Origin of the sequence: Paracoccus yibinensis, assembly GCF_030846195.1 — a bacterium.
GTDB lineage: Bacteria > Pseudomonadota > Alphaproteobacteria > Rhodobacterales > Rhodobacteraceae > Paracoccus > Paracoccus yibinensis.
The window spans coordinates 1-21,462 of sequence record NZ_JAVCWH010000024.1; the positions used below are offsets into that span (position 1 = coordinate 1).

Below are 21,462 nucleotides of genomic sequence, written 5' to 3' on the forward strand. Positions count from 1 at the left end.
CAAATCCCGGCGCCACGGCCGCCTGGGGGATGATCGTATCCGCTGCGCTGTTGGGAGGGATGATCCCGTTCTTTGCCGGGTTGATCGTGGTCCTGCCGATCCTGGGCCATGCCACCTGGCACCTTTATCGCCGCGCGGTGACCTTCCCAGAACCGGCAACGGCCTGATGGCACAGGAGGCCGTCTGCGACAGCGCGTCAGGGATGCGCTTCGCCCGATCCGCCGCGCCGCGCCATTCGAACGCTTCAGAGCCTCGGTGATCGGAGGCTTCGGGACATCGGCTTGGCGCGGCACGAGATCAGCCGGGTCGCCGACGATCCGTTGGCAGACGATCCGCGTCCGGCACGGCTGCTGCGATCAGGCAGAAGCGCTGTGACCGCTGGAAAGACGGTCCATGCGGCTGTCCCGGAGGCGGGGGCAGGACTGCATGGCTTGAAAAGCCTGCCGTCCCGGCCTAGGTCTTGGGACATGATGATCTTTGCCCATAATGCGAGGTTCCGGGTCTATTCCGGCTCTTTGCTGACGCGCTCTCTGCCCCGGGAAGAGGCGGGCAACCGCTGACGCCTCTTCCCGGGTGCGACTTCCCTACACCGTGTCAGTCAACCGGGCCTAGGCCCGACCGGGATCATCATGCGTTACACCTCTCAGGACCGGCTCCAGAACGGAGCGGGGCTTATCGCCCGTCAACACAACCACCTGCCTGTCTTGCGCGACATCTCCGTGCTCAGGCCGATCCGCGCCCGGCTGGGGACATACGACTATTGGCAGCTCAATGAGCACAGGCGCCGCTTTCAGGAGATCGGCACAGCGCCGTTCCTGCGGCTGGCACACCTAATCCGGGCAAAGATGGCCGATTCCGAGGTCGTCAACACCCGCGATGTCGGTCCCGGTGTCGTGACGGGCGCGTCCCGCGTCAGCTTTGCCATCGGGGCCGGACAGCCGCAGACCCGGACGCTGTATCACTGGACCTATCCCGACCATGACCGCAGCCGCCTGGCCGTCGGCACCTATCTGGGGGTGACGTTGATCGGATTGCGCGTCGGGCAGGGCATGGCCCTTCTGGACAGCGAGGACGTGCTGGGCACGGTCACGGTCCTGGCCGTCCAGGATCCTGCGGACATCTGCGCAAGCCTGAACGACTGAAACGAAATCACATTCCTGACCGGAAAGGAGACTGCCATGTCTCGATCCCCACGCCGCATTCGTGCGGTCATCGACGCCGATCATGTCGGCCGTCTTGAAACCCTTGCCGAAGCCGCCGATGCGGGCTTGCCGGAAGTGGCGGAACCGCTGATGGCAAAGCTTGCCGCAGCCAAGGTGGTCCCGGCCAGGCAGATGCCCGCGGATGTGGTCACGATCGGAACGACCCTGACCTATCGCAACGATGTCACCGGCCGCGAACAGGACGTCACCCTGGCCTGGCCCGAGGATGCCGATATCAGCCAGGGCGCCATTTCGGTGCTGACCCCGATAGGGGTCGCGCTTCTGGGACTGCCTGTCGGAGGCAGTGTCGGCTGGATCACGCGCACCGGCCAGAAAGGCGCCCTGACGGTGCTGCGCCTTGGCGTGCCGCTGGCTGCCGCATGACCCGGAATTCGCCGTCGTTGCCGTGAAGCTTCACCATAGAGGAAATGCAATGTTCCGCCGCCTTCTTCCCGCCTCCTGTTCCGCTTGCGGAGCAAGCATTCCCCGGTCCGCCGCAGGGCGCTGCCCGCTGTGCCGAACCGATTTCGTTGCCGTGACGCAAGCGACGGCATCCCCGCGAGGAGTGCCGCTGCCGGTCCCGGTCGGGCATGGGGATGGCAAGGCAATGCTGCGCGATGCAAGGAGGCGATCTTGAGCCATCTTCGTCGGCTGCTTCCACCCGCGGCGCTGTCTGCGATCCTTGTCCCCCCTTGGCCTCGGCGGTTCAGGCGTCAGGGGGCGCCTCGGCATTGCCGAACCCTCGGGGACTGCCGGAAAGGCGGTCCATTTCGCCCTTTATCTCTCGCTCGCATGGCTGCTCAACAGGATCTCGGGCCTGCTGTTGGGCAACTTGCGGCCGCGCAGCAGGCCGATCCCGAAGCTGGTGAAGGATCTTGTGTCAGGATTGTTGTTCCTGATCGCCATCGTGTCTGGCGTGATCCTGATCCTGATGCTGGGTCATGGGGCCGGCGGAGCCTTGGCGGGGTCCGGGGTGGTGCTGGCGCTGATGGGTCTGGCGCCAGGTCGACAATGCCCTGCGGGAGGCCGATGCGACCACGCCCTTGCGCCGGATCACGGTCATGGGCGCCGCCGGAACCCGCCAGCGACGCGCTGTCGAAGACGCAGCGATGCCGCGTTCTTTCGCCACAGGCAAAGTCCGCCTGATGAAGCCGTTCCCGACCTTCGGAGGCCACGCCTCCGTCAGGGACTTCATGCGGAGCTTGACCGTTCACAGGTCATGTCCCGCACAGCGGGCCGTGTTCCGAACATGCTCCTGCATCCTGCGACAGGCCGCCTCGGGGTCGCGGTTCGCCAGGGCTGCAAGGATCAGGCGGTGTTCGCTGATGGACTGGGCCATCCGCCCCGGATCGGTGTTCGGGATCGGCTGGCGCTGGGTCTCGCTCAGAAGATGCTTGAGGTTGCCATAAACGCTTGCAAGGACGCGGTTGGGACAGGCATCGGCAATCCCCTGGTGCAGGGCCAAGTCCGCTTCGACATGTGCGACCAGATCCCGCCGGTGCCAGGCATCTTCGAAGGCATCGGCCGCGGCGGTCAGGCTGGCCACCGCCGCCGGAGTGATCATGGCGGCAGCCAGGCGGCACATCTCGCCCTCGACCAGAAGCCGGGTCTGGAACACGTCCCGAAGGTCATGGGCATCGTCATAACGCCAGGTGGTTCGCGGCGCGTGCGACGCGGGGTCCAGCACGAACGTTCCCCGCGCGGGAAGCGTCTGGATCAGGCCCAGCGTTTCCAGCGTCATCAGCGCCTCGCGCAGGGTCGGGCGCGACACCTGCAGCTGTTCCGACAGGATCCGCTGAGAGGGCAGCTTTTGTCCGGCCTTCAACTGGCCCGACCGGATCATGTCCTGCAACCGGCTGGCGACGCCCTGCGCCACCGGCCCCTTGTCCCACATCAATTCAACTGCCCTTCAGTTTGGCCACCAAGTCAGCCCGTCTTTCCATGCAACAGCACAGTTGCAAAACCGGCAAAACCATGTCCATACTGGTCAGACCGGTTTGTCCGGTCAATCCAAAAAACAAGACAGGGAGTCGTGGATGTTCTGGAATGGGGTTCGTGTCGCGGCCGTCACCGCCACGTTGTTGGCGGGTTCTGCCCTTGCGGCGGCGGCGCAGGAAAAACTGACTGTTGGGGCGAATATCGGCAACGTGCCCTGGGAATTCCAGGACGATTCGGGCAACTTCGTCGGCTTCGAGATCGACCTGGTCGCCGCCGTGGCCGAACGCCTGGGCGCCGAGGTCGAGACGGTCAACATTCCGTTCAACGGCCTTTTCTCGGCCGTTCAGTCGGGGCGGATCGACATCGCCACCTCGTCCATCACCATCACGGATGAGCGTCTGCAATCGGTATCCTTCGCGCAGCCCTACTATGACAGCGACCAGTCGCTGACGGCGCTTGCCACCGGGCCCAAGTCGCTGGCCGAGATGAAGGGCAAGGTCGTGGGCGTCGATACGGGATCGACGGGCGACATGTGGGCGACCGAGCATCAGGGCCAGTACGAATTTGCCGAAATCCGCCGCTATGAAGGGCTGGCGCCTGCCATGCTGGACCTGACCGCAGGGCGGATCGACGGCTATATCTCGGACATTCCGGCGCTGCAGTACTATGTCAAGGACAAGCCCGAACTGGCCGTGGTCGAACGCATCCCGACGGGCGAGAAGTATTCGATGATGTTCGCCAAGGATGCCGAACTGGCGACGCAGGTGAACGCCGTTCTGGACGATCTGAAGACGGAAGGCGTTCTGGCCCAGCTGCACGAGAAATGGTTCGGCGTGGCGCCTGACGCAAGCTCCTCGACCGTGACCGTCCTGCCGATGCCCTCGCTCGACTGATCTTTGACGCCGGGTTCGGGGAACGACCCCGGACCCGAAAGGATCCCATGGATATCTTCGACACCTTTCTGAACGCCGAGGTGATGCGGCGGACCTTTCCCATGCTGCTGCAGGGATTGTGGATCACGCTGCAACTGGGGGCCGCCAGCATCGTCGCGGGCTTGGTCCTGGGGCTGGGCCTGTCGATGCTGCGGCTGTACGGGCCTGCGCCGGTCCGCTTCCTGACGCGCGTCTATATCGACATCTTCCGGTCGATTCCGTTGCTGGTGCTGCTGATCATCGTCTATTACGCGCTGCCCTTCGTGGGTCTGCGCTTGTCGCCCTTCGTGTCCGCCATGACGGCGCTGACCCTGGTCTCGGGCGCCTATACCGCCGAGATCTTCCGCGCCGGGATCGAGGCCATTCCGAAGGGCCAGTTCGAAGCCTCGGCCGCTTTGGGTCTCAGCGGGCGGCAGACGATGGCGGACGTGATCCTGCCGCAGGCCGTCAAGATCGTCATTCCGCCGCTGACCAACAATTCGATCAACGTGGTCAAGGACACCGCCCTGGCATCGGTCGTCGCGATGCCGGACCTTCTGAAACAGGCGACGCAGGCGCAGGCCCTGGCGGCCAACCCGACGCCGCTGATCGTCGCGGCGGCGATCTATGTGGCCTTCCTGTGGCCGCTGGTGGCCTTGGTGTCGCGCATGGAACGCCGCTTCGCGGCAAGGAGGCGCTGAGTTGAGCGGTTTCGTCAGCATCCGCAACCTGCGCAAATCCTATGGCCAGTTCGAGGCGCTGAAGGGCATCGACCTGGACGTCGCCAAGGGCGAGGTCGTCTGCATCATCGGACCGTCGGGGTCGGGCAAGTCCACCTTGATCCGCTGCATCAACCGGCTGGAAAGCTTTTCCCAGGGCAGCGAGATCCGCGTGGACGGCATTCCCGTCATCACCGGCCGCGCCCTGGCCAAGGTGCGGGCCGAGGTGGGCATGGTCTTCCAGTCCTTCAACCTGTTCCCGCACCTGACCGTGCGCGAGAACGTGATGCTGGCCCCTCGCCGCGTGCGCGGCACGTCGCGCGCGGAGGCCGCCGCCCAGGCCGACCGCCTTCTGGCGCGCGTAGGCATCGCCAGCCAGGCCGACAAGTATCCCGAGCATCTGTCGGGCGGCCAGCAGCAGCGCGTGGCCATCGCCCGCGCCCTTGCGATGGAGCCGCAGGTGATGCTGTTCGACGAACCGACAAGCGCCCTTGACCCCGAGATGGTGGGCGAGGTTTTGGACGTCATGCGCGATCTGGCCCGCACGGGCGTTACCATGATCGTGGTCACGCACGAGATGGGTTTTGCCTCGCAGGTCGCCGACCGGGTGATCTTCATGGACGGCGGCCAGATCGTCGAACAGGGACCGCCGTCGCAGGTCTTGTCGAACCCGCAGGAAACCCGCACGCGCAACTTTCTGGGCGCTGTCCTGAACCACTAGGAAAAACAAGAATGACGACACAATTGGACATGGCCTATGTGCAGGCGCAATTCCCCGGCCTTGCCAGCGACTGGGTGTTTTTCGACAATGCGGGCGGCGCCCAGATCGCCCGGCCTGCCCTGGACCGGATGGTCGAGTTCCTGACCCACCGCAACGTCCAGATCGGCGGCAGCTATGCCGTATCGCAGGCCGCGGCCGACGCGCTGATGACGGGCCGCCGCGCCGCGGCCACCCTGGTCAACGCCGCCCGCCCCGAGGAGATCGTCTTCGGCCCATCGACCACGGTGCTGATGGGCAACCTGATGCAGGCCATGCGCCGCCAGTTCGTGCCCGGCGACGAGGTGATCGTGACCATGGCCGACCACGAAAGCAACATCGGACCCTGGACCCGACTTCAGGAATTCGGCGTCACCATCAAGGTCTGGCCGCTGAACGCCCGGACCATGGACCTGCAACTGGCCGACCTGGAACCGCTGATGACCGACCGCACCCGGCTGGTCTGCGTCACGCATGTGTCCAACATCCTGGGCAAGGTCCATCCCGTGGCCGATTTCGCCCGCTTCGTCCACCAGCGGGGGGCGCGGATCTGCGTTGATGCGGTGGCCTATGCGCCGCACCGGCTGATCGACGTGCGGGCCTGGGATGTCGATTACTATGTCTTCAGCCTTTACAAGGCCTACGGCCCGCATGGCGCGCTGATGTATGGCAAATACGACCTGCTGGCCGAACTGGACGGGCTTTACCATTACTTCTACGGCAAGGAGAAGGTGACCGCCAAGCTGGAGCCTGGCAACCCCAGCTATGAGGCGGCCTATGCCACCGACGGCATCCTGGAATACCTGACCGGCCTGGCCCGGCACCACGGCGCCACCGGTGACGACCGTGCCCTGCTGGAGGCGGCCTTCCGGCTGATCACCGCGCAGGAGGACGCGCTGACCGACCGCCTGCTGGCCTGGCTGTCGGGGCGCAACGACTGCCGCATCATCGGCGAGGCGCAAAACCAGGACAGCGCCCGCGTGCCCACGATCGCCTTCAAGTTCGACGGCGTGGATTCGGGCGCGGTGGCGCGGGCGATGGACGATCACGGCATCGCCATGCGCTTTGGTGATTTCCATTCCCGCCGCCTTGTCGAACACTTGGGTCAGGATCGGGATGGCGGCGTCCTGCGCGTATCGATGGTGCATTACAACACGGTCGAACAGGTGGACCGGCTGACGGACGCATTGACCCGGATCCTTGCGGATGCGGCCGCATGAGCCAACTGGATCTGGTGATCTCGGGCGGCACCGTCGTCACCGCCGCCGACAGCTATCTGGCGGATGTCGGCATCAAGGACGGCCGGATCGCCCAGATCGGGGAAGGTCTTGCCGGGTCCGACCGGATCGACGCCACCGGCCTTCTGGTCCTGCCGGGCGGGATCGACGCGCATGTGCATCTGGACCAGCCAACCTCGGACGGGACGGTCATGGCCGACGGCTTTGCCAGCGGCACCCGGTCGGCGGCGGCCGGCGGGAACACGACCGTGCTGCCCTTTGCCCTGCAGATCAAGGGCCAGTCTCTGCGATCCTGCGTCGAGGACTATCATCGCAAGGCGGCTGGAAACTGCCATACCGATGTTTCCTTCCACCTGATCATCAGCGATCCGACCCCGCAGATCCTGGGACAGGAACTTCCCGCGCTCGTGCGGGACGGCTATACCTCGTTCAAGGTCTTCATGACCTATGACGACCTTGTGCTGAACGACGCGCAGCTGCTGGACGTGTTCGAGGTCGCGCGGCGCGAACGCGCCCTGGTGATGGTCCATGCCGAAGGCCATGATGCGATCAAGCACCTGACCCGGAGGCTTGAGGCCGAGGGCCGCACCGCGCCCTTTTACCACGGCCAGGCCCATGCCCAGATCGCCGAACGCGAGGCGACCCACCGCGCCATCAGCCATGCGCAACTGATCGACGTGCCCATCGTCATCGTCCATGTCTCGGGGCGCGACCCGATGGAGCAGATCCAGTGGGCGCGCGCTCGCGGCCTGCGGGTCCATGCCGAAACCTGCCCGCAATACATCGCCCTGACCGCAGACGACCTGCGCGGCCTCAACATGGATTTCGAGGGCGCGAAATATGTCTGTTCGCCGGCGCCGCGCGATGCCGACAGCCAGGCGGCGATCTGGCAGGGGCTGCGCGACGGCACCTTCGATATCTTTTCGTCGGATCACTGCCCGTTCCGCTTCGCGGGAGAGGCCAGCAAGGACAATCCCCGTGCCCGGACCTCTTTCCGATGGGTTCCGAACGGCATTCCCGGCGTCGAGACGCGGCTGCCGATCCTGTTTTCGGAAGGGGTGTCCAAGGGCCGCATCAGCCTTCAGCGTTTCGTCGCGCTGACCTCGACCAATCCCGCGCGGCTTTACGGACTTTATCCGCAAAAGGGCAGCATCGCAGTGGGGGCCGACGCCGACCTGACGCTGTGGGATCCCCTGATGGCGCGGACAATCCGCCAAGAGGGCCTGAACCATGGCTGCGACTATACGCCCTACGAGGGCATGCAGATCACCGGCTGGCCGGTCCGAACCTTGTTACGGGGGCGAACGATTGCCTTGAACGGGCGGCCCATGGGCGATCCCGAGGGCAGGCACCTGGCGCGCAAGACCAGCGAAGCCTTTGGCCAAGGTGTGGAACAATAACCGATCAGGACCGCGAAAAGGCGGTTTCCTTTGCCCAGGGGACGACCGTTGCCCACTGATCGCCGACGCGGTTCGGCCAGCCGCCTGCATCAGACCCCGGCAACCGTGCCTTTCGTGTCGCCGAAGGAGTGCACGAGAAACTCCAGCAAGATCCGCGTCCGCCGGGGAAGGCGGCGTTGGGGCAGATAGATCGCGTGCATGTCCCGGCATGGCCCGTGGAATCGCGGCAGGACGCGAACCAGCCGCCCTTGGGCCAGATCATCCCTGACGACATAGTCCGGGCAGAGCGCGATCCCCTCGTCCTGCACTGCCAGGTCGCGGGCGATCCGCGCATTGTTGACCTGAAAGCCCCCGGTCACCCGGATGCGCTGCTCGTGCCTGCCTTCCGTCAACGGCCAACTTCCATCGCCGCGCATGTTGGTGTCGCAGATGCAAAGGTGATCCGCCAGATCGTCGGGCCTTTCGGGATGGCCATGCCGGTTCAGATAACCGGGCGAGGCGACCATCAGAAGGGCCATTGTCCCCAGCTTTCGCGCAATCAGTGACGAGGCCTCGAGATGCCCGATGCGCAGGGCCAGATCGACCCCTTCGGCAACCAGATCGACGAAGTGGTCCGACAGGCGCAAGTCGATGACCAGACCGGGGTGGTCCGCCCGGAAGCGCCGCAGCAAGGGTGCGACCACAAGCTCTCCGTGCGTCACTGCGGCCGAGACGCGGATCGTTCCCGACAGGCCGCGCTGTGCATCGCGCATATCCGCCGTCATCTCGTCAAGCTGGTCCAGCCAGTTCGGGGCCTGGGCCATCAGATGTTCGCCTGCGGCGGTCAATCCCAGGCGACGGGTGGTGCGATAGAGAAGCTGCGTCCCCATCCGCGCCTCGAATTCGGCCATGTATTTCGAGGCGAGCTTTGGCGTGATTCCCACCCTGCGGGCCGCCCCCGCGAAGGAGCCCGTTTCCACGGCTGACACGAAGACCCTCATGCCATCAACCAGATCCATAGGATACCTCATTCGGAACAGCCTGGAGATTATGATACGCCAATAACGCCATTTTTGCCATCATGCGCCAGTGGCATGTTGCCTGCATGAGATCAGGGCCAGGACAGGACAATCCATCCTGCTGGCCATTTGTCAGGAGAAACACCATGATCGACCACAAGACCGCTTCCCTGGGCATCCTTGCACTGCGCGTCACCACGGGTGCGCTGTTTCTTGTCCACGGATTGATCAAGCTTCTTGTCTTCACGCCGGCCGGCACCGCAGGCTTCTTCGAATCGTTGGGCCTGCCGGGCGCGCTCGGCTATTTCACGATGGTGTTCGAGATCCTGGGCGGGCTGGCGTTGATCCTGGGGATCAAGGCGCGGCTGGTCTCGGCAGCCTTTGTTCCGGTCCTGCTGGGCGCGGCGATCCTTGGACATGGCGGCGCGGGCTTCAACTGGTCCAATGCGGGCGGCGGTTGGGAATACCCGGTGATGTGGGCCGTCGTGCAGGCCGCGCTTGCCCTGCTGGGTGACGGTCCCTACGCAATGGCGCCCACGCAGAAACGCGCCTGAACCTTTCGCCCGCGCCGCCCGTTGCGGCGCGGTTCCCGCATTGATGACGGAGAACGACATGCTGGTGAACGGGACATGGACAACGGATTGGCACCCGGTGCAGGCCAAGGACGACCAGGGACGCTTCGTGCGGCAGGTATCGTCCTTTCGCAACTGGATCACCGCCGATGGAAGCCCCGGCCTGACCGGCAAGGGCGGCTTCAAGGCCGAGGCCGGCCGTTATCGCCTGTATGTCGCGCTGATCTGCCCCTGGGCGTCGCGGACGCTGATCGCGCGCAAGCTGAAGGGGCTGCAGGATGTGGTGGCCGTGACGGTGCTGAACCCGGTTCTGACGGAGCAGGGCTGGGCCTTTGGCGGCTATCCCGGCGCAGATGCCGACCCGCTGCACGGGGCAGGGCATCTGCACCAGCTCTATACCCGCGCCGATGCCAGCTATACCGGCCGTGCGACGGTGCCCTTGTTGTGGGACGAACGGACCGACACCGCGGTCAGCAACGAAAGCGCCGAAATCCTGCGCATGTTCAACAGCGCATTTGCCGGTCTGGTGCCGGACACGCTCGATCTTTATCCCGCCGACCTGGCGCCCCGGATCGACGCGCTGAACGCCGAAATCTACGATGGCCTGAACAATGGCGTCTACAAGGCCGGCTTCGCTTCATCGCAGACCGCCTATGACGAGGCGGTGGAGGACGTGTTCCAGACGCTGGACCGGCTGGAGGAGGGGTTGGAGGGTCCTTACCTGTTCGGCGAGCGGCTGACCGAAACCGACATTCGCCTGTTCGTGACGCTGATCCGCTTTGACGCGGCCTATCACGGGCTGTTCAAGACCAACATCCGCCGCATCGCGGATTATCCCCGGCTGTCGGCCTATCAGGAACGGATCCTGCGCCTGCCGGGCGTGGCCGAGACGGTAAACCTCGACCATATCAAGGCGGGCTATTACTCGATCAAGGCGCTCAATCCTGCCGGCATCGTGCCCGCCGGTCCTGACCACGTCGCCCGGCTGCTGGATCGGTCGCGGGGATGACGCCGCCGGACCGGGCCTGGCGCCAGGCATCATGTCCTTGCCGGGCAGCGCAGTCCCGTCAGGATCGGGCACCGGGACGTCGGCGATCGGAAAGGTGCTGCCTTGCATCAATGATGCCACGGCACCGCGTCGAAAAGGACAGTTTGCCTTTGCAAGGAGCTAGGCTTCGCCTTCCTGCCGTTCGGCCCAGGTCTTGTAGATCATCGGCTCGTTGCAGTCTTCCGGCGGAAGGTGGGTGATCTCGGCCCATGACTGCAAGGGCAGGGGCACTGCCAGGTCCTGCGTGACCTGCGCCGTCGAAAGCCCATAGGGCGCGCCGTTTTCATTGGAATAGGCAAAGACGACCCGTGTCACGCCGGCAAGCCGCATTGCCGCAAGGCACATGGGGCAGGGTTGCCCGCTGGCATAGACGGTGCAGCCGTCAAGCCTGGTGCTTCCGGTCGCCGCCCCGGCGGCGCGGAGGGCCAGCAGTTCGGCATGTGCGGTGGGATCCCTGTCGGCATCCATCCTGTTCACGCCACGGGCGATGATCGCGCCGTCCTGAACCACGACGGCGCCGAAGGGGCGGCTTTTCTCGGCCACGTTGTCTCGCGCCAGGTCGATTGCTTCCTGCAGAAAGGATGTATCGGTCATCACGCACCTGAAGTCGGAGGATACCACAAGAGGCCGGGACGGCTTGTCCGCCGTATTCTTGATTCTTAACCGCCCAGCCATGGTCGCTCAAGCGGCGGCAATCGGACGGCGCACTGCCCCCAGTCATGGCAAGACCCCCGCAAGCCAAGCTGCAAGAAAAGCTGCATGAGGCAAGCGCCAATCATCGCTCATGCCATCTTTGTCATTTCCCGCAAGATGTGCTGTGCCTGAAGCCCGGCTCGGCGGCGCAAGCGCAGCTTGCGATCATCGGATTGCGACATCACCATGGCTCGTCGGACAATGCGCGGCATGGCCTGACAGCCATGTCTTGAGCACCCGGACTGAAACTTTTCCTTGGAACATCCCTGTCGCAGCGCCTGCTGATCCCCTTCACAGCCCTTATTCCGACCATGCCCTTGTGACTGTGCAACTGATCGTGTCGGGCCGCTGTTGTTGGAAGGGAACCCTCAAAGCGGGAACCTTCCCGTCTCCTGCCTTCGGATCCCGAGGCAACCGGCACATGGAGCGAACATGGCATCAGCAGCGGAACGCCTTGCAGCCTTTATCGAGGATGCCGAGGGGCTTGATAACCCGGCCTACGCGGTCGCGAACGGGCTTTCGACCACCCTGGAACTGACGGGAACGGCGTCACAACCGATCCAGAATGCGTTGCATGGAACGTGGATGGGCCATCCTCTTCATCCCGCCCTGGCAACAGTGCCGGTCGGAACCTGGACCATGGCCCTGGGCCTTGATGCGTGCGACGCCCTGGGCATTGCGCCGGATGGTGCGGGAAAGGCGGCCGATCTGGCATTGACCATCGGCACCGCAGGGGCGCTTGCGGCGGCAGCGGCGGGGGCCGCGGACTGGCGCCAGGTCCATGGCAAGGACCGGCGCACCGGCCTTGCCCATGCCGCGCTGAATTCCACCGCCTTGGGCCTCACCATCGGCTCGCTTGTCATGCGCCGCCGGGGCCGTCGCGGCGCGGGACGCGCCCTCAGCGCGGCAGGCTGGCTGACCCTGGCAGCCGGTGCCTATCTTGGAGGGCACCTTGTCTATCGGGGTCGATCAGGCAGACCGTTCGCCCGAGCCGCGCAGCTTCCAGCCCGTGATCGCCTTGGCCGTCCTGGAGGAAGACCGCCCACACCGCGTCGAGGTCTGGGACGAGGCGGCGCGTGCCATGACCGGTATCGTGCTGGTGCGCCATCGCGGGCAAGTCCATGCCATGGGGTCACGATGCTCTCACATGGGCGGCCCGCTGGACGAAGGCTGGGTGCAGAATGGCGGGCTTGTCTGTCCATGGCACGGGTCGCGGTTCTGCCTTGCCACGGGTCAGGTCCTGGATGGCCCCTCCACCTCGCCCCAACCAGGCTACGATGTCCGGGTCAGGGAGGGGCAGGTCGAGGTCAGGCGCAGGCTTGAACCGGGGGACGAGGCGCTGACGCCCGAAAAGATCAGCGCCGCCCAGGATGCGGTCGAGGCCAGGGTCGCGGGCCATGTCCCGGCCAAGGCCCGGAAGGCGGATGAGGTCCTGTTCGAGCATCATCAGATCCTGCGGCGTCTGTTCGAAACCGTCGAGGCGATGCATCCTGACGAACCAGAGCGCCGCGACATGATGCGCCTGCTTGCGGCCGAGCTTGAAATTCACGAGCATGTCGAGGACGAGATCTTTTATCCCGCCGTTCGCCCCGTCAGCGAGGATGTCCCCGCAGCCCATGCCGCACACCAGCAGCTTGCCGATATGCTGGCGCTCGCCCTGCGCCTCGGTCCTTCGACGCCGGCCTTCGAGGAACAGCTTCGCGCGCTTCACCAGGCGGTCGATCACCATGCGTCGTCCGAAGAACAGTCGATGTTCAAGGAAGCGCAGCGCCTGGGCGACGCCCGCCTTCGGCAGTTGGGGGCCGAGATCGAGGCCATGCTGGATCACGAGCGCGAGTCCCGGGCACGGCAGGCCTATAGGGCGTTGAAGATCCGCTTGCTGGAAGGCGGCTAGTCCTTGGTCCCCTCTGGCCCCCGGGATCCTGGCTGGCGTGACCGCCGGCAGGGCTGACCTGATGTTTCAGAAAGGCCGCGCACGGCGAAGGGCTTCTCGGTGAACGAGCGTCGGCCCAGTGTTGCGGCATGACATTCGGCATCGTGGCCGGTGGCGAACAGGAATGGCACGTTCACGTGCTGCGGCCGGTCGGCTATCGGGCATGTTGCAACGCAGGAGAGCTGCAACAGGAGCGGGAAAGGCGTTGCGAATGAGAGGACCGCTGGACGGCGCGTTGGATCCGTCCGGCCCTGCCGGTTATCGCGACCGGCTCGCCTTTTTGGGGCGGCACGCTCATGGCAGGCGATCCTGGTGCCCGCCGCACCATGCGGCAACGCAGGTTCTTGAACCCGTTCACGAGCATTTCGGGACATGAACCGGCCAACCACCGGTCCGGTTCAAGGGTTATCGGGCTTGTCTTCCCCGGACACCAGTTCGCGGAGGGCTGTTACAAGCGTCTCGCGGCAGGCTGCCTCGTCCTGGCCCGCCTGGGTCCTTGCCTCGTCCAGCGAGGCGCGGAGCCGTTGCACCTGATCGCCAGCCTCGGCGGGCGGGGCATGGCCCGGCGCCTGCGGCGGCTGGGGTTCCTGTGCCGCCTCGGCCGCCGTCGCGTCGTTGCCCGGGGCTTCGGTTTCGGTCATCGCACGGGCTTCGCGGGCACCGGCGACGGCCTGTCCGCCGGAGGACGTGGCGATGGACTCTCTCGATGCCTGGTCCAGGACCTCGTCCATCAGATCCAGATGCGAGGCGCAATCGGCTGCGGCGGGTGTCGCGGCAAGGGCCAGGAGCGTGGCGGTCATGGCAGACCGGAAGGGGATCATGGTTCTCTCCTAGCTGCTCAGTTGGGCGCCGACCGGCAACTGGCGGATACGCTTGCCCGTGGCGGCAAAGATGGCGTTGACGATCGCAGGGGTGACGGGCGGCAGGCCGGGTTCCCCGACCCCGCCAAGGGGTTGGTCGGGATCCTCGCCGCCGACAAGGTGGACGTGGATTTCACGCGGCGCGCTGTCCATGCGGGGCACCAGATAGCTGTCGAAGTTGTCCTGCTGCGCCCGCCCTTCGGCAAAGGTGATCTGCGACATCAAGGCCTGGCCGGTGCCCATGATCACGGCGCCTTCCATCTGCGACCGGATCCGGTCGGGGTTCACATGCGGGCCGCAGTCGATGGCGATGTGGACGACGGGAACGCGCACATTGCCGTCCTCGGCTACCTCGACCTCGGCAGCCACCGCGACATAACTGACAAAGCTGTAATGCGCGGCAAGGCCCAAGCCGCTGCGGGCCGGCATCTCCTTGCCCCAGCCTGCGGCCTCGCTTGCCGTCTCGATCACCCGGCGGAGGCGGCCCGTGTCGATCGGATAGCGCGCCGGATCCTCGCCATAGTTCCAGACATCCCCCTGTTCGACCGGGTTGATCTTGCGGGCGGGTCCGATCACCTCCAGCAGGTAGTCGCGGTGATCGCGGCCCGCCTCGTGCGCCAGTTCGGCGATAAAGGACTGGATCGCGAACGCGTGCGGGATGTTCGACACGGACCGATACCAGCCGATCCGGGTATGGGCCTGCGCCTGCGGGTTCTCGGCCCGGACATTGGGAATGTCCAGGGGCATGTTTGTCAGTCCCATCCCCAGCTCAAATGGCAGCTTCTGCATGGGATCGGGCGCGAAGATCGACCCGATGGTCGGTGCCGCCGTGCGGTGAAGCCAGGCGACGGGGCGGCCGTCCTGATCCAGCCCGGCCTGCAGATGCTCGACCGAGACGGTGTGATAGAAGCTGTGATGCAGGTCGTCCTCTCGCGTCCAGGTTACCTTGACGGGCCTGCCGTCCATTTCCCGGCTGAGGATCGCGGCTTCCAGCACGAAGTCGGGCTTGGACTTGCGGCCGAAGCCGCCGCCCAGCAGGGTCACGTTCACCGTGACGTCCCTGGGATCGAGGCCCAGCTTTTCCGCCACCCGCACGCGCGTGACCTGCGGCGCCTGCACGCAGGCCCAGACTTCGCATTTACCGTCGCGGATCATCACCAGGGCCGACGGAGGCTCCATCGGTGCCTGGGCCAGATGCGGGATGTAGTATTCCGCCTCGAACCTGCGAGGGGCTTGCTGCAAGGCGGTCAGCGCGTCGCCCTGGTTGCGCACGACCGCACCGTCGGTGCTGCGTGCCGACTGTTCCAGTTCCCCTCGGAACGCCTCGCTGTCATAGGCGCCGTGATCGCCGTGCTCCCACTCGATCACAAGCGCCTCGCGGCCGCGCATGGCTGCCCAGGTGTTGGTGGCAATCACGGCCACCCCGCCAAGGGGCTGGAACTCGGACGGCTGGGGCGGGGGGTCGATCACCACGACCCTCTCGACGCCCGGCACCTTCAATGCGGCGGTGGCGTCATGGCTGGCGACACGACCGCCATAGACGGGCGGGCGGGCGATGACGGCGAACAGCATGCCGTCGGCCTTTGCGTCGATGCCATAGATGGTGCCGCCAGTGACGATGGCAGGATTGTCGATCAGGCCGATGTCGTCGCGGCCGATATAGCGGAACTGGTCCGGTGATTTCAGCGTCAGGCTTTCACGCGCCGGAACCTCACGCTCGGCAGCACGGGCGGCCATTTCGCCGTAATCGGCCTGGCGCCCGGATGCGGCATGACCAAGAACGTGGTTCTCGGCCGTGACCTCATCCACGGGCACGCCCCACTCGGCAGCCGCGGCCTGGCGCAGCATCTGTCGGGCGGCGGCGCCTGCGCGGCGCATCGGATGGAAGAAATGGCGCAGGCTGCGCGAACCGTCGGTGTCCTGATTGCCGAAGGTCGGCTCGTCCCCCGGTGCCTGTGCAACGCGCACGCGGGTCCAATCCGCTTCCAGTTCATCCGCCACGGCCATCGCAATCGAGGTGCGGACCCCCTGACCCATTTCCGAGCGATGCACCGTCACCGTGACCGTGCCATCAGGGTCGATCGCGACAAAGATGCGGGGATCGTCCTGCCAGCCATGCGGCATGGCATCGGCCCCGAACTTCAGCGGCTCCTCTTGCGCCGCAGTCGGCAGGCCAAGCGACAGGACCAGGGCGCCTGCGCCCATGCCCAGAAGAACGGCACGGCGGCTGACATTTTCCAGAACGGCCATCACCCTGCCTCCTGACCGGCGGCGCGCTTGATGGCGGCGCGGATGCGGGGATATGTGCCGCAACGGCAGATGTTCTGGGTCATCACGCCGTCGATGTCTTCGTCCGTGGGATCCGGCGTCTCGGCCAGCAGGGCCGCGGCCTGCATCATCTGCCCGGACTGGCAATATCCGCATTGGGCGACGTTCAATTCGCGCCACGCGACCTGGACCGGGTGGCTGGCATCGGGCGACAGGCCCTCGATCGTGACGACCTCGGCTCCCTCGGCCACGGTCATGGGGGTGACGCAGGAAAAGCTGGCCACGCCATCGATATGGACCACGCAGGCCCCGCAATAGCCCGCGCCGCATCCGAACTTGGTGCCCGTCAGGCCCAGCTCGTCGCGCAGATACCAGAGCAGCGGCATGTCAGGGTCGCCCCCGAAGCTGCGTCCCTGTCCGTTCACGGTCAGATCCATGATGTCCCCCTTCGCTGGAGCGGCTGATCCGGTGTTGGCCGCGTCTTGCATTTGGCTGCCGCTGCCATCTGCAGGCGAACCGGCCAACCTTGGTAAACGCAAAGATGGCACGAGCGTTCCAGCGCCCTGATCGGTGATTCCGGGCCGCTTGGCTTTCTCACCAGTTCAGACAAGGCTCGGCCACCGGGGGACCGGGGTTCTGGCGTTGTTGGCCGACATGACCCTGCTGCCATGGTCAGGAGCAGAAGCCACACACCGCGCTGCCCCAAGCGGACGGATTCGGCACCCGGCTGCTCCGGCCTGAAACGGAAAGCGGTCTGCAGGGTCATGGGGAACTCTGCTTCCTTCTGGAAGGTTTGGTTGCAAAGCGCGGTGCCCCGGCGTGGGAAGGATCCAAGGTGCACGACCTTCTTGCTTCGACCTACACCAGAGCCGACGACCTGGGCTGCAACGCCTTGGCCGACGTCCAGGACTTTGGAAGGCCGATCCAGGGGCAGGATCTGATCCCTGTCGCCGCCCGGGAGACAGGCTTTCTTCTTATTCTGAACCTTATCCGATCGGTGCCCCTGTGATCCCACCCATTCCACCGCGCGGAACCAAGCCGCTGATCCAGCCCCAGCAAGCCGATGTCCTGCGCATGGCGGCGGGGCTTGTGATTGCGGCCATCCTTGTCGCGGCCCTCTATTTCGGACAGGCGGTGCTGATCCCGCTGGCCATCGCCTTTCTGATCAGCTTCGCCCTGGGACCTGTGGTCCACTGGCTGGTGCGGCGAGGCTTGTCGCGCATCCTGGCGGTCGTGCTGACCATGGTGCTGGTGCTGACCGTGCTTGGCGCGGTGGGCACGCTGGTGGGCATTCAGATGCGGTCACTCAGCGCGCAGTTGCCGACGTATCAAACCACCATCCGCAGCAAGATCGAGGATCTGGGCGCACGGATGGAGGGGCCGGGCATACTGGAAGGCGCGATGCAAACCGTCGATACCGTGCAGAAGGAAGTGGCCGAGGTGGTGGGCGGGGGCGAGGCAAACGAGGTGTCGCCCCAGCGGGTGCGGGTGGTTCCCGAACCGGTGTCGCCCTTCGAGACCGCGCTGTTGTGGCTGTCGCCCTTGCTTGCGCCCCTTGCCACCGCCGGCATCGTGCTGGTCTTCGTGGTGCTGATCCTGCTGGACCAGGGCGATTTGCGCGACAGGCTGCTGAGGCTGCTGGGCGGCAACATGTTCCGGTCCACCGATGCCCTGGAGGAAGCGAGCAGGCGCATCTCGAAATACCTGTTGATGCAGCTGGTGGTCAACGTCACCTATGCGATCCCGATGGCTCTTGGACTTTGGCTGATCGGGGTGCCGGGCTTCATCCTGTGGGGCACGCTGGCCGCCGTGATGCGCTTCATCCCCTATGTCGGGCCGATCCTGTCGGCGGTCTTCCCGCTGAGCCTGGCCTTCGCGGTCGATCCGGGATGGAACATGGTGCTGATGACGGCCGGGCTGATCCTGGTGCTTGAGCTTGTCTCCAACAACGTGATCGAACCGATGCTCTATGGCACCAGCACGGGGCTTTCGGTGCTGTCGCTGATCGCCGCCGCAACCTTCTGGACGGCGATCTGGGGACCGGTCGGTCTTGTCCTGTCAACGCCGTTGACCGTGTGCCTGCTGGTCGTCGGGCGCTATATCCCGCAGCTGTCGATCCTGGAAACGCTGCTGGGATCCAGCCCCGCACTCAGTCGTCACACGCGGATCTATCAGCGCCTGATCGCCAACGATCCCGACGACGCCATCGACATCGCCGAGGACGCGATCGAGGAAGGATCGGTCACCCAGTTCTACAACGACGAGGGGATGGGGGTGCTGTGCCAGGCCAGCATCGACTATATCAACAATGCCCGCGCCGAACACAGGTTGCGGATCGCCAACGGCATGGACGAACTGCTGGAAGCGATTCGCGAGGAACACCCCGCCGACCTGCCCGAAGGCGCCTCGCCCCGCGTCGCCTGCATACCCGGAAAATGGGAGATCGACCGCCAGGCTTGCGAAATGCTGGTCCACAGCCTGCAACTGGACGGGGTGCCGGCGGTGTCCAGGGCCTATGGCAGCACCACCTCTCGCTATGTCGCCGGACTGGAACTGGAAAATGTCGAGATCGTGGTGCTGAGCTTTTTCAGCAGCGAACCTGATGCCGCCGCCCGCAACCTGACCCGGCGCCTTCGGGCAAGGTGGCCCCGGCTCAAGATCGTCCTGGGCCTGTGGGGCGTGCCCTTGGAGGAACTGGACCGGCACGGCGCCGAGATGCTGGGCGCCGATGCCGTCGTGGCCTCGATCAACGAGGCGACGCGCCGCATCCTGCTGCTGTTGCGCAAGGCAGAGGACAAGGCAGCCGATGTCGTCCAGGATCCCCAGGCTGCGGCCCGGAACGAAACCCTGAGCGAGGTGCCGCTGGACGACCCGGAACTGCGCGAGGATCTGAACGACCTGGCAATCCGTACCGCCGATGTGTTCGACGTCCAGACCGCGGCGATCATTGCCATCGGTCCCCGGCAGGAATTGCTGATCGGGGCCAATCGCGACCTGCCCGGACTGGGCATTGACCGTCAGTCCAAGGCGATGGCGCTGCCGGCGGATGCCTCGCTGGCCTCTCTGCTGCTGGCCGATGCCCGATCGCTGATCGTTCCCGACATCGAACGCGACCCGCTGCTGGCGGAAAACGCCGTCCTGCGCGCCTGGTCCGCCCGCGCCCTTGCCGCCGCGCCGCTGCGGCAGGCGGACGGCGTTGTGCTGGGGGCCTTGTGCCTGATCCATGACGAGGTGCGTGACCTTGAGGACAAGGAGCGCGAGCTTCTGGAAACCCTTGCGGCCGAGGTTGCCGAACGCCTGACCGGAGAGACGGCCCCACCGATTGAAGACCCCATGAGGCCCCCCAAGTCGGCCACCGTGGGGCAGCAGGTGCCTGAATGAAGTCACGGTGCTGCGCGTCTGACGAACTGGAAGCCGGTTCCAGGTGCGATGACCGGTAAGGCGAAGGGCATCACACCATTAGCCGCGCTTTCTTGTGGACAATGACTTTTCAGGGCAGGTGCTTGCCTTCCATTGTCCCTGTCAGAGCACGTCGGCGCGAGCTTTGGCCTTTGCGATGACAGAGGCGTCACTTGGATGTTCCAGAGCAGCGTCACTCGCCGACCTATCCCGGCCTGACCCTAGGGTTCGCCGCAGAGGCGGAAGGGCTTGGCGTCTCCCTCCAGTGCAAGGGTATATGCACACTGCTTCGCCGAGAAATGCCGGGCAGATTTCAGGCTGCAGCATGTCCCAGGACGCGCTCCACTGGTTCAAGGGACAGGAGCAGATCCCGGCCGGACAGCCTTGAGGGACCTTCACAAGGGCTTCCCGTTCCGAGATGGATTTGCATGATGATCAAGGTGCCCGGGGGTGAGAAGCGTCCCGGGAAACGATAAAAGAAGAACAAGGGCAGTGATATGAAACTCATCTTAAAGGCGCGGGTGTGCTTGACCTTGGCCGCGGCTGCGATCGTGCTGACGGGCTGCGGCTTCGGCTCCCGCATGTCAGAGCAGGAGTGCATGGAGCGGGCCATGTATTTCGAATCGAATCGCTCCAGCCGGGACGGCATGATCGCCGTCGGCAGCGTCGTCATGAACCGGGTGCAATCCGGCCAGTATCCCCGCTCCGTCTGCGGGGTCGTGGCCCAGAAGAACCAGTTCGCGCCGGGGGTGATGAAGCGCAAGATGAACCTCAGGACAGCGCCCCAGGTACGCGAAGCGGCCCGGTCCGTCCTGCGCGGCGAGCGTCACCCCCTGATCGGCAATGCGATGTTCTTCCATACGGCGGGCCACCGCTTCCCTTATGACAACATGCACTACGTTCTCGTGACGGGCGGCAACGCCTTCTACGAGAAGCGCCGGAACTACCTCGTGACACGTCCCGTTCCGCCGCAGCCACTCGAGGGGATCACCCGGCGGTAGCTGGGTGCCGCTGATGCGATCAAGCCACGTTCTCTTTTTCTTGGCGGCAAGCGGCGCCCGTAACGCTTCGTGGATGATCTGGGCCTTGTTCGTGCGCTCGGTCCCTGCAGGGGCAGATCGGGAATGCTGTACGCCGTGCATGACAGGTCGCGTGCGAACCGGGTGATTCTCGACCAAGCGGCATCAAGTGCCGGAGGCATGGTCTTCATGTCGTCAGGGACTGTTCCAGGCAAATCTCATTATCCTGGAAGTGGTCTTGGCTCTCCGTTCGGCCGCGGCATTCCCCAGCGGGTCTTGTTCAGGAGGCATCGAAACGCCCGCCAGAAGAAAATCGTCGCTGAGACGATTTTTTCGCTTGCAACCGAAAGAGGGGTGCCCTACATACACATTCTCGACGCAGCCAAGAAGACCGGGTGCTTCGAGGACAATTAGGGAATATGGCGGCTGGTTTATCGCTAAGGGATTAGCGGTCCGGTTGATTTTGTTCCTGTTGCTTTTTGACATTGCTGGATATCTGAAGGGATA

The 21,462-nt window shown here is 65.1% G+C and carries 21 protein-coding genes and 2 pseudogenes; 16 read left to right on the forward strand and 7 right to left on the reverse strand.

What is annotated here, in order from left to right:
• From RAH32_RS21695 to rnk, 3 genes and pseudogenes are all read left to right on the forward strand, one after another.
• Positions 1-167 (forward strand): annotated as a pseudogene (locus RAH32_RS21695) (DUF2189 domain-containing protein); the annotation flags it as partial.
• A gap of 462 nt (positions 168-629) precedes the next feature.
• Positions 630-1,142 carry a GreA/GreB family elongation factor gene (locus tag RAH32_RS19785; RefSeq protein WP_306610133.1) on the forward strand — a complete coding sequence of 171 codons (513 nt, stop codon included), beginning with the start codon at positions 630-632 and terminating at the stop codon, positions 1,140-1,142.
• Positions 1,143-1,178: 36 nt separating this feature from the next.
• Complete coding sequence (rnk, locus tag RAH32_RS19790; RefSeq protein ID WP_306610134.1) at positions 1,179-1,586, forward strand: nucleoside diphosphate kinase regulator; 408 nt, start codon at positions 1,179-1,181, stop codon at positions 1,584-1,586.
• An 826-nt stretch (positions 1,587-2,412) separates the two neighbouring features.
• Here rnk and RAH32_RS19795 read toward each other — a convergent pair.
• Complete coding sequence (locus RAH32_RS19795) at positions 2,413-3,096, reverse strand: FadR/GntR family transcriptional regulator (RefSeq protein WP_306610135.1); 684 nt, start codon at positions 3,094-3,096, stop codon at positions 2,413-2,415.
• Positions 3,097-3,238: 142 nt separating this feature from the next.
• Here RAH32_RS19795 and RAH32_RS19800 point away from each other — a divergent pair, with 142 nt between their 5' ends.
• The 5 genes from RAH32_RS19800 to hydA are packed head-to-tail and all read left to right on the forward strand — an operon-like array spanning position 3,239 to position 8,165.
• Positions 3,239-4,033 (forward strand): transporter substrate-binding domain-containing protein, encoded by a 795-nt coding sequence (locus tag RAH32_RS19800; RefSeq protein WP_306610136.1) that lies wholly within the window; start codon positions 3,239-3,241, stop codon positions 4,031-4,033.
• Between the two features lie 47 nt (positions 4,034-4,080).
• A complete protein-coding gene (locus RAH32_RS19805; RefSeq protein WP_103173812.1) occupies positions 4,081-4,752 on the forward strand; it encodes an amino acid ABC transporter permease in 672 nt (223 codons plus the stop codon).
• Between the two features lies 1 nt (position 4,753).
• Complete coding sequence (locus RAH32_RS19810; protein WP_306610137.1) at positions 4,754-5,491, forward strand: amino acid ABC transporter ATP-binding protein; 738 nt, start codon at positions 4,754-4,756, stop codon at positions 5,489-5,491.
• An 11-nt stretch (positions 5,492-5,502) separates the two neighbouring features.
• A complete protein-coding gene (locus RAH32_RS19815) occupies positions 5,503-6,747 on the forward strand; it encodes a cysteine desulfurase-like protein (RefSeq protein WP_306610138.1) in 1,245 nt (414 codons plus the stop codon).
• Complete coding sequence (hydA, locus tag RAH32_RS19820) at positions 6,744-8,165, forward strand: dihydropyrimidinase (protein ID WP_306610139.1); 1,422 nt, start codon at positions 6,744-6,746, stop codon at positions 8,163-8,165. The genes RAH32_RS19815 and hydA overlap by 4 nt, the downstream gene beginning before the upstream one ends.
• 89 nt (positions 8,166-8,254) lie before the next feature.
• Here hydA and RAH32_RS19825 read toward each other — a convergent pair whose 3' ends face one another.
• Positions 8,255-9,163: a LysR family transcriptional regulator gene (locus RAH32_RS19825; RefSeq protein ID WP_306610140.1), complete on the reverse strand. Its 909-nt coding sequence runs from the start codon at positions 9,161-9,163 to the stop codon at positions 8,255-8,257.
• A gap of 146 nt (positions 9,164-9,309) precedes the next feature.
• Here RAH32_RS19825 and RAH32_RS19830 point away from each other — a divergent pair, with 146 nt between their 5' ends.
• A complete protein-coding gene (locus RAH32_RS19830; RefSeq protein WP_306610141.1) occupies positions 9,310-9,717 on the forward strand; it encodes a DoxX family protein in 408 nt (135 codons plus the stop codon).
• Positions 9,718-9,775: 58 nt separating this feature from the next.
• Positions 9,776-10,744, forward strand: a complete 969-nt coding sequence (locus RAH32_RS19835; RefSeq protein WP_306610152.1) for a glutathione S-transferase family protein — start codon at positions 9,776-9,778, stop codon at positions 10,742-10,744.
• Positions 10,745-10,903: 159 nt separating this feature from the next.
• On the opposite strand, the gene RAH32_RS19840 is transcribed toward RAH32_RS19835, so the two are convergent.
• On the reverse strand, positions 10,904-11,377 hold the full coding sequence (locus RAH32_RS19840; RefSeq protein ID WP_306610142.1) for a nucleoside deaminase: 474 nt from the start codon (positions 11,375-11,377) through the stop codon (positions 10,904-10,906).
• A 125-nt stretch (positions 11,378-11,502) separates the two neighbouring features.
• Here RAH32_RS19840 and RAH32_RS19845 point away from each other — a divergent pair, with 125 nt between their 5' ends.
• The 3 genes and pseudogenes from RAH32_RS19845 to RAH32_RS19850 all read left to right on the forward strand — a co-directional run bounded on the left by RAH32_RS19845 (position 11,503) and on the right by RAH32_RS19850 (position 13,370).
• Positions 11,503-11,709 (forward strand): hypothetical protein, encoded by a 207-nt coding sequence (locus RAH32_RS19845; RefSeq protein WP_306610143.1) that lies wholly within the window; start codon positions 11,503-11,505, stop codon positions 11,707-11,709.
• A gap of 406 nt (positions 11,710-12,115) precedes the next feature.
• Positions 12,116-12,385 (forward strand): annotated as a pseudogene (locus RAH32_RS21610) (DUF2231 domain-containing protein); the annotation flags it as partial.
• Positions 12,386-12,428: 43 nt separating this feature from the next.
• A complete protein-coding gene (locus RAH32_RS19850; protein ID WP_306610144.1) occupies positions 12,429-13,370 on the forward strand; it encodes a Rieske 2Fe-2S domain-containing protein in 942 nt (313 codons plus the stop codon).
• 437 nt (positions 13,371-13,807) lie between these two features.
• Here RAH32_RS19850 and RAH32_RS19855 read toward each other — a convergent pair whose 3' ends face one another.
• Genes RAH32_RS19855 through RAH32_RS19865 form a run of 3 tightly spaced genes read right to left on the reverse strand, consistent with a single transcriptional unit; the run spans position 13,808 to position 16,974 of the window.
• Positions 13,808-14,230 carry a hypothetical protein gene (locus RAH32_RS19855; RefSeq protein ID WP_306610145.1) on the reverse strand — a complete coding sequence of 141 codons (423 nt, stop codon included), beginning with the start codon at positions 14,228-14,230 and terminating at the stop codon, positions 13,808-13,810.
• Positions 14,231-14,239: 9 nt separating this feature from the next.
• Positions 14,240-16,519 (reverse strand): xanthine dehydrogenase family protein molybdopterin-binding subunit, encoded by a 2,280-nt coding sequence (locus tag RAH32_RS19860; RefSeq protein ID WP_306610146.1) that lies wholly within the window; start codon positions 16,517-16,519, stop codon positions 14,240-14,242.
• On the reverse strand, positions 16,519-16,974 hold the full coding sequence (locus tag RAH32_RS19865; protein WP_306610147.1) for a (2Fe-2S)-binding protein: 456 nt from the start codon (positions 16,972-16,974) through the stop codon (positions 16,519-16,521). The genes RAH32_RS19860 and RAH32_RS19865 overlap by 1 nt, the downstream gene beginning before the upstream one ends.
• A gap of 398 nt (positions 16,975-17,372) precedes the next feature.
• Here RAH32_RS19865 and RAH32_RS19870 point away from each other — a divergent pair, with 398 nt between their 5' ends.
• From RAH32_RS19870 to RAH32_RS19880, 3 genes are all read left to right on the forward strand, one after another.
• Entirely contained in the window at positions 17,373-17,546 is a 174-nt protein-coding gene (locus RAH32_RS19870) for a hypothetical protein (protein ID WP_306610148.1), read from the forward strand.
• Positions 17,543-19,918 (forward strand): AI-2E family transporter, encoded by a 2,376-nt coding sequence (locus RAH32_RS19875; protein ID WP_306610149.1) that lies wholly within the window; start codon positions 17,543-17,545, stop codon positions 19,916-19,918. Before RAH32_RS19870 ends, RAH32_RS19875 begins: the two co-directional genes overlap by 4 nt.
• A 515-nt stretch (positions 19,919-20,433) precedes the next feature.
• Positions 20,434-20,937 (forward strand): cell wall hydrolase, encoded by a 504-nt coding sequence (locus RAH32_RS19880; protein WP_306610150.1) that lies wholly within the window; start codon positions 20,434-20,436, stop codon positions 20,935-20,937.
• Between the two features lie 213 nt (positions 20,938-21,150).
• Here RAH32_RS19880 and RAH32_RS19885 read toward each other — a convergent pair.
• A partial coding sequence (locus RAH32_RS19885) for a hypothetical protein (RefSeq protein ID WP_306610151.1) occupies positions 21,151-21,462 on the reverse strand: 312 nt, incomplete at its 5' end.

Bases quoted from the DNA above. Each gene is read 5' to 3' on its own strand.
- RAH32_RS19830 (WP_306610141.1), top strand. From the start codon at position 9,310: ATGATCGACCACAAGACCGCTTCCCTGGGCATCCTTGCACTGCGCGTC.
- RAH32_RS19785 (WP_306610133.1), top strand. From the start codon at position 630: ATGCGTTACACCTCTCAGGACCGGCTCCAGAACGGAGCGGGGCTTATC.
- hydA (WP_306610139.1), top strand. From the start codon at position 6,744: ATGAGCCAACTGGATCTGGTGATCTCGGGCGGCACCGTCGTCACCGCC.
- RAH32_RS19860 (WP_306610146.1), bottom strand. From the start codon at position 16,519: ATGGCCGTTCTGGAAAATGTCAGCCGCCGTGCCGTTCTTCTGGGCATG.
- RAH32_RS19815 (WP_306610138.1), top strand. From the start codon at position 5,503: ATGACGACACAATTGGACATGGCCTATGTGCAGGCGCAATTCCCCGGC.
- RAH32_RS19880 (WP_306610150.1), top strand. From the start codon at position 20,434: ATGAAACTCATCTTAAAGGCGCGGGTGTGCTTGACCTTGGCCGCGGCT.
- RAH32_RS19865 (WP_306610147.1), bottom strand. From the start codon at position 16,974: ATGGATCTGACCGTGAACGGACAGGGACGCAGCTTCGGGGGCGACCCT.
- RAH32_RS19840 (WP_306610142.1), bottom strand. From the start codon at position 11,377: ATGACCGATACATCCTTTCTGCAGGAAGCAATCGACCTGGCGCGAGAC.
- RAH32_RS19855 (WP_306610145.1), bottom strand. From the start codon at position 14,230: ATGATCCCCTTCCGGTCTGCCATGACCGCCACGCTCCTGGCCCTTGCC.
- RAH32_RS19845 (WP_306610143.1), top strand. From the start codon at position 11,503: ATGGCAAGACCCCCGCAAGCCAAGCTGCAAGAAAAGCTGCATGAGGCA.
- RAH32_RS19835 (WP_306610152.1), top strand. From the start codon at position 9,776: ATGCTGGTGAACGGGACATGGACAACGGATTGGCACCCGGTGCAGGCC.
- RAH32_RS19795 (WP_306610135.1), bottom strand. From the start codon at position 3,096: ATGTGGGACAAGGGGCCGGTGGCGCAGGGCGTCGCCAGCCGGTTGCAG.
- RAH32_RS19800 (WP_306610136.1), top strand. From the start codon at position 3,239: ATGTTCTGGAATGGGGTTCGTGTCGCGGCCGTCACCGCCACGTTGTTG.
- RAH32_RS19825 (WP_306610140.1), bottom strand. From the start codon at position 9,163: ATGGATCTGGTTGATGGCATGAGGGTCTTCGTGTCAGCCGTGGAAACG.
- RAH32_RS19805 (WP_103173812.1), top strand. From the start codon at position 4,081: ATGGATATCTTCGACACCTTTCTGAACGCCGAGGTGATGCGGCGGACC.
- rnk (WP_306610134.1), top strand. From the start codon at position 1,179: ATGTCTCGATCCCCACGCCGCATTCGTGCGGTCATCGACGCCGATCAT.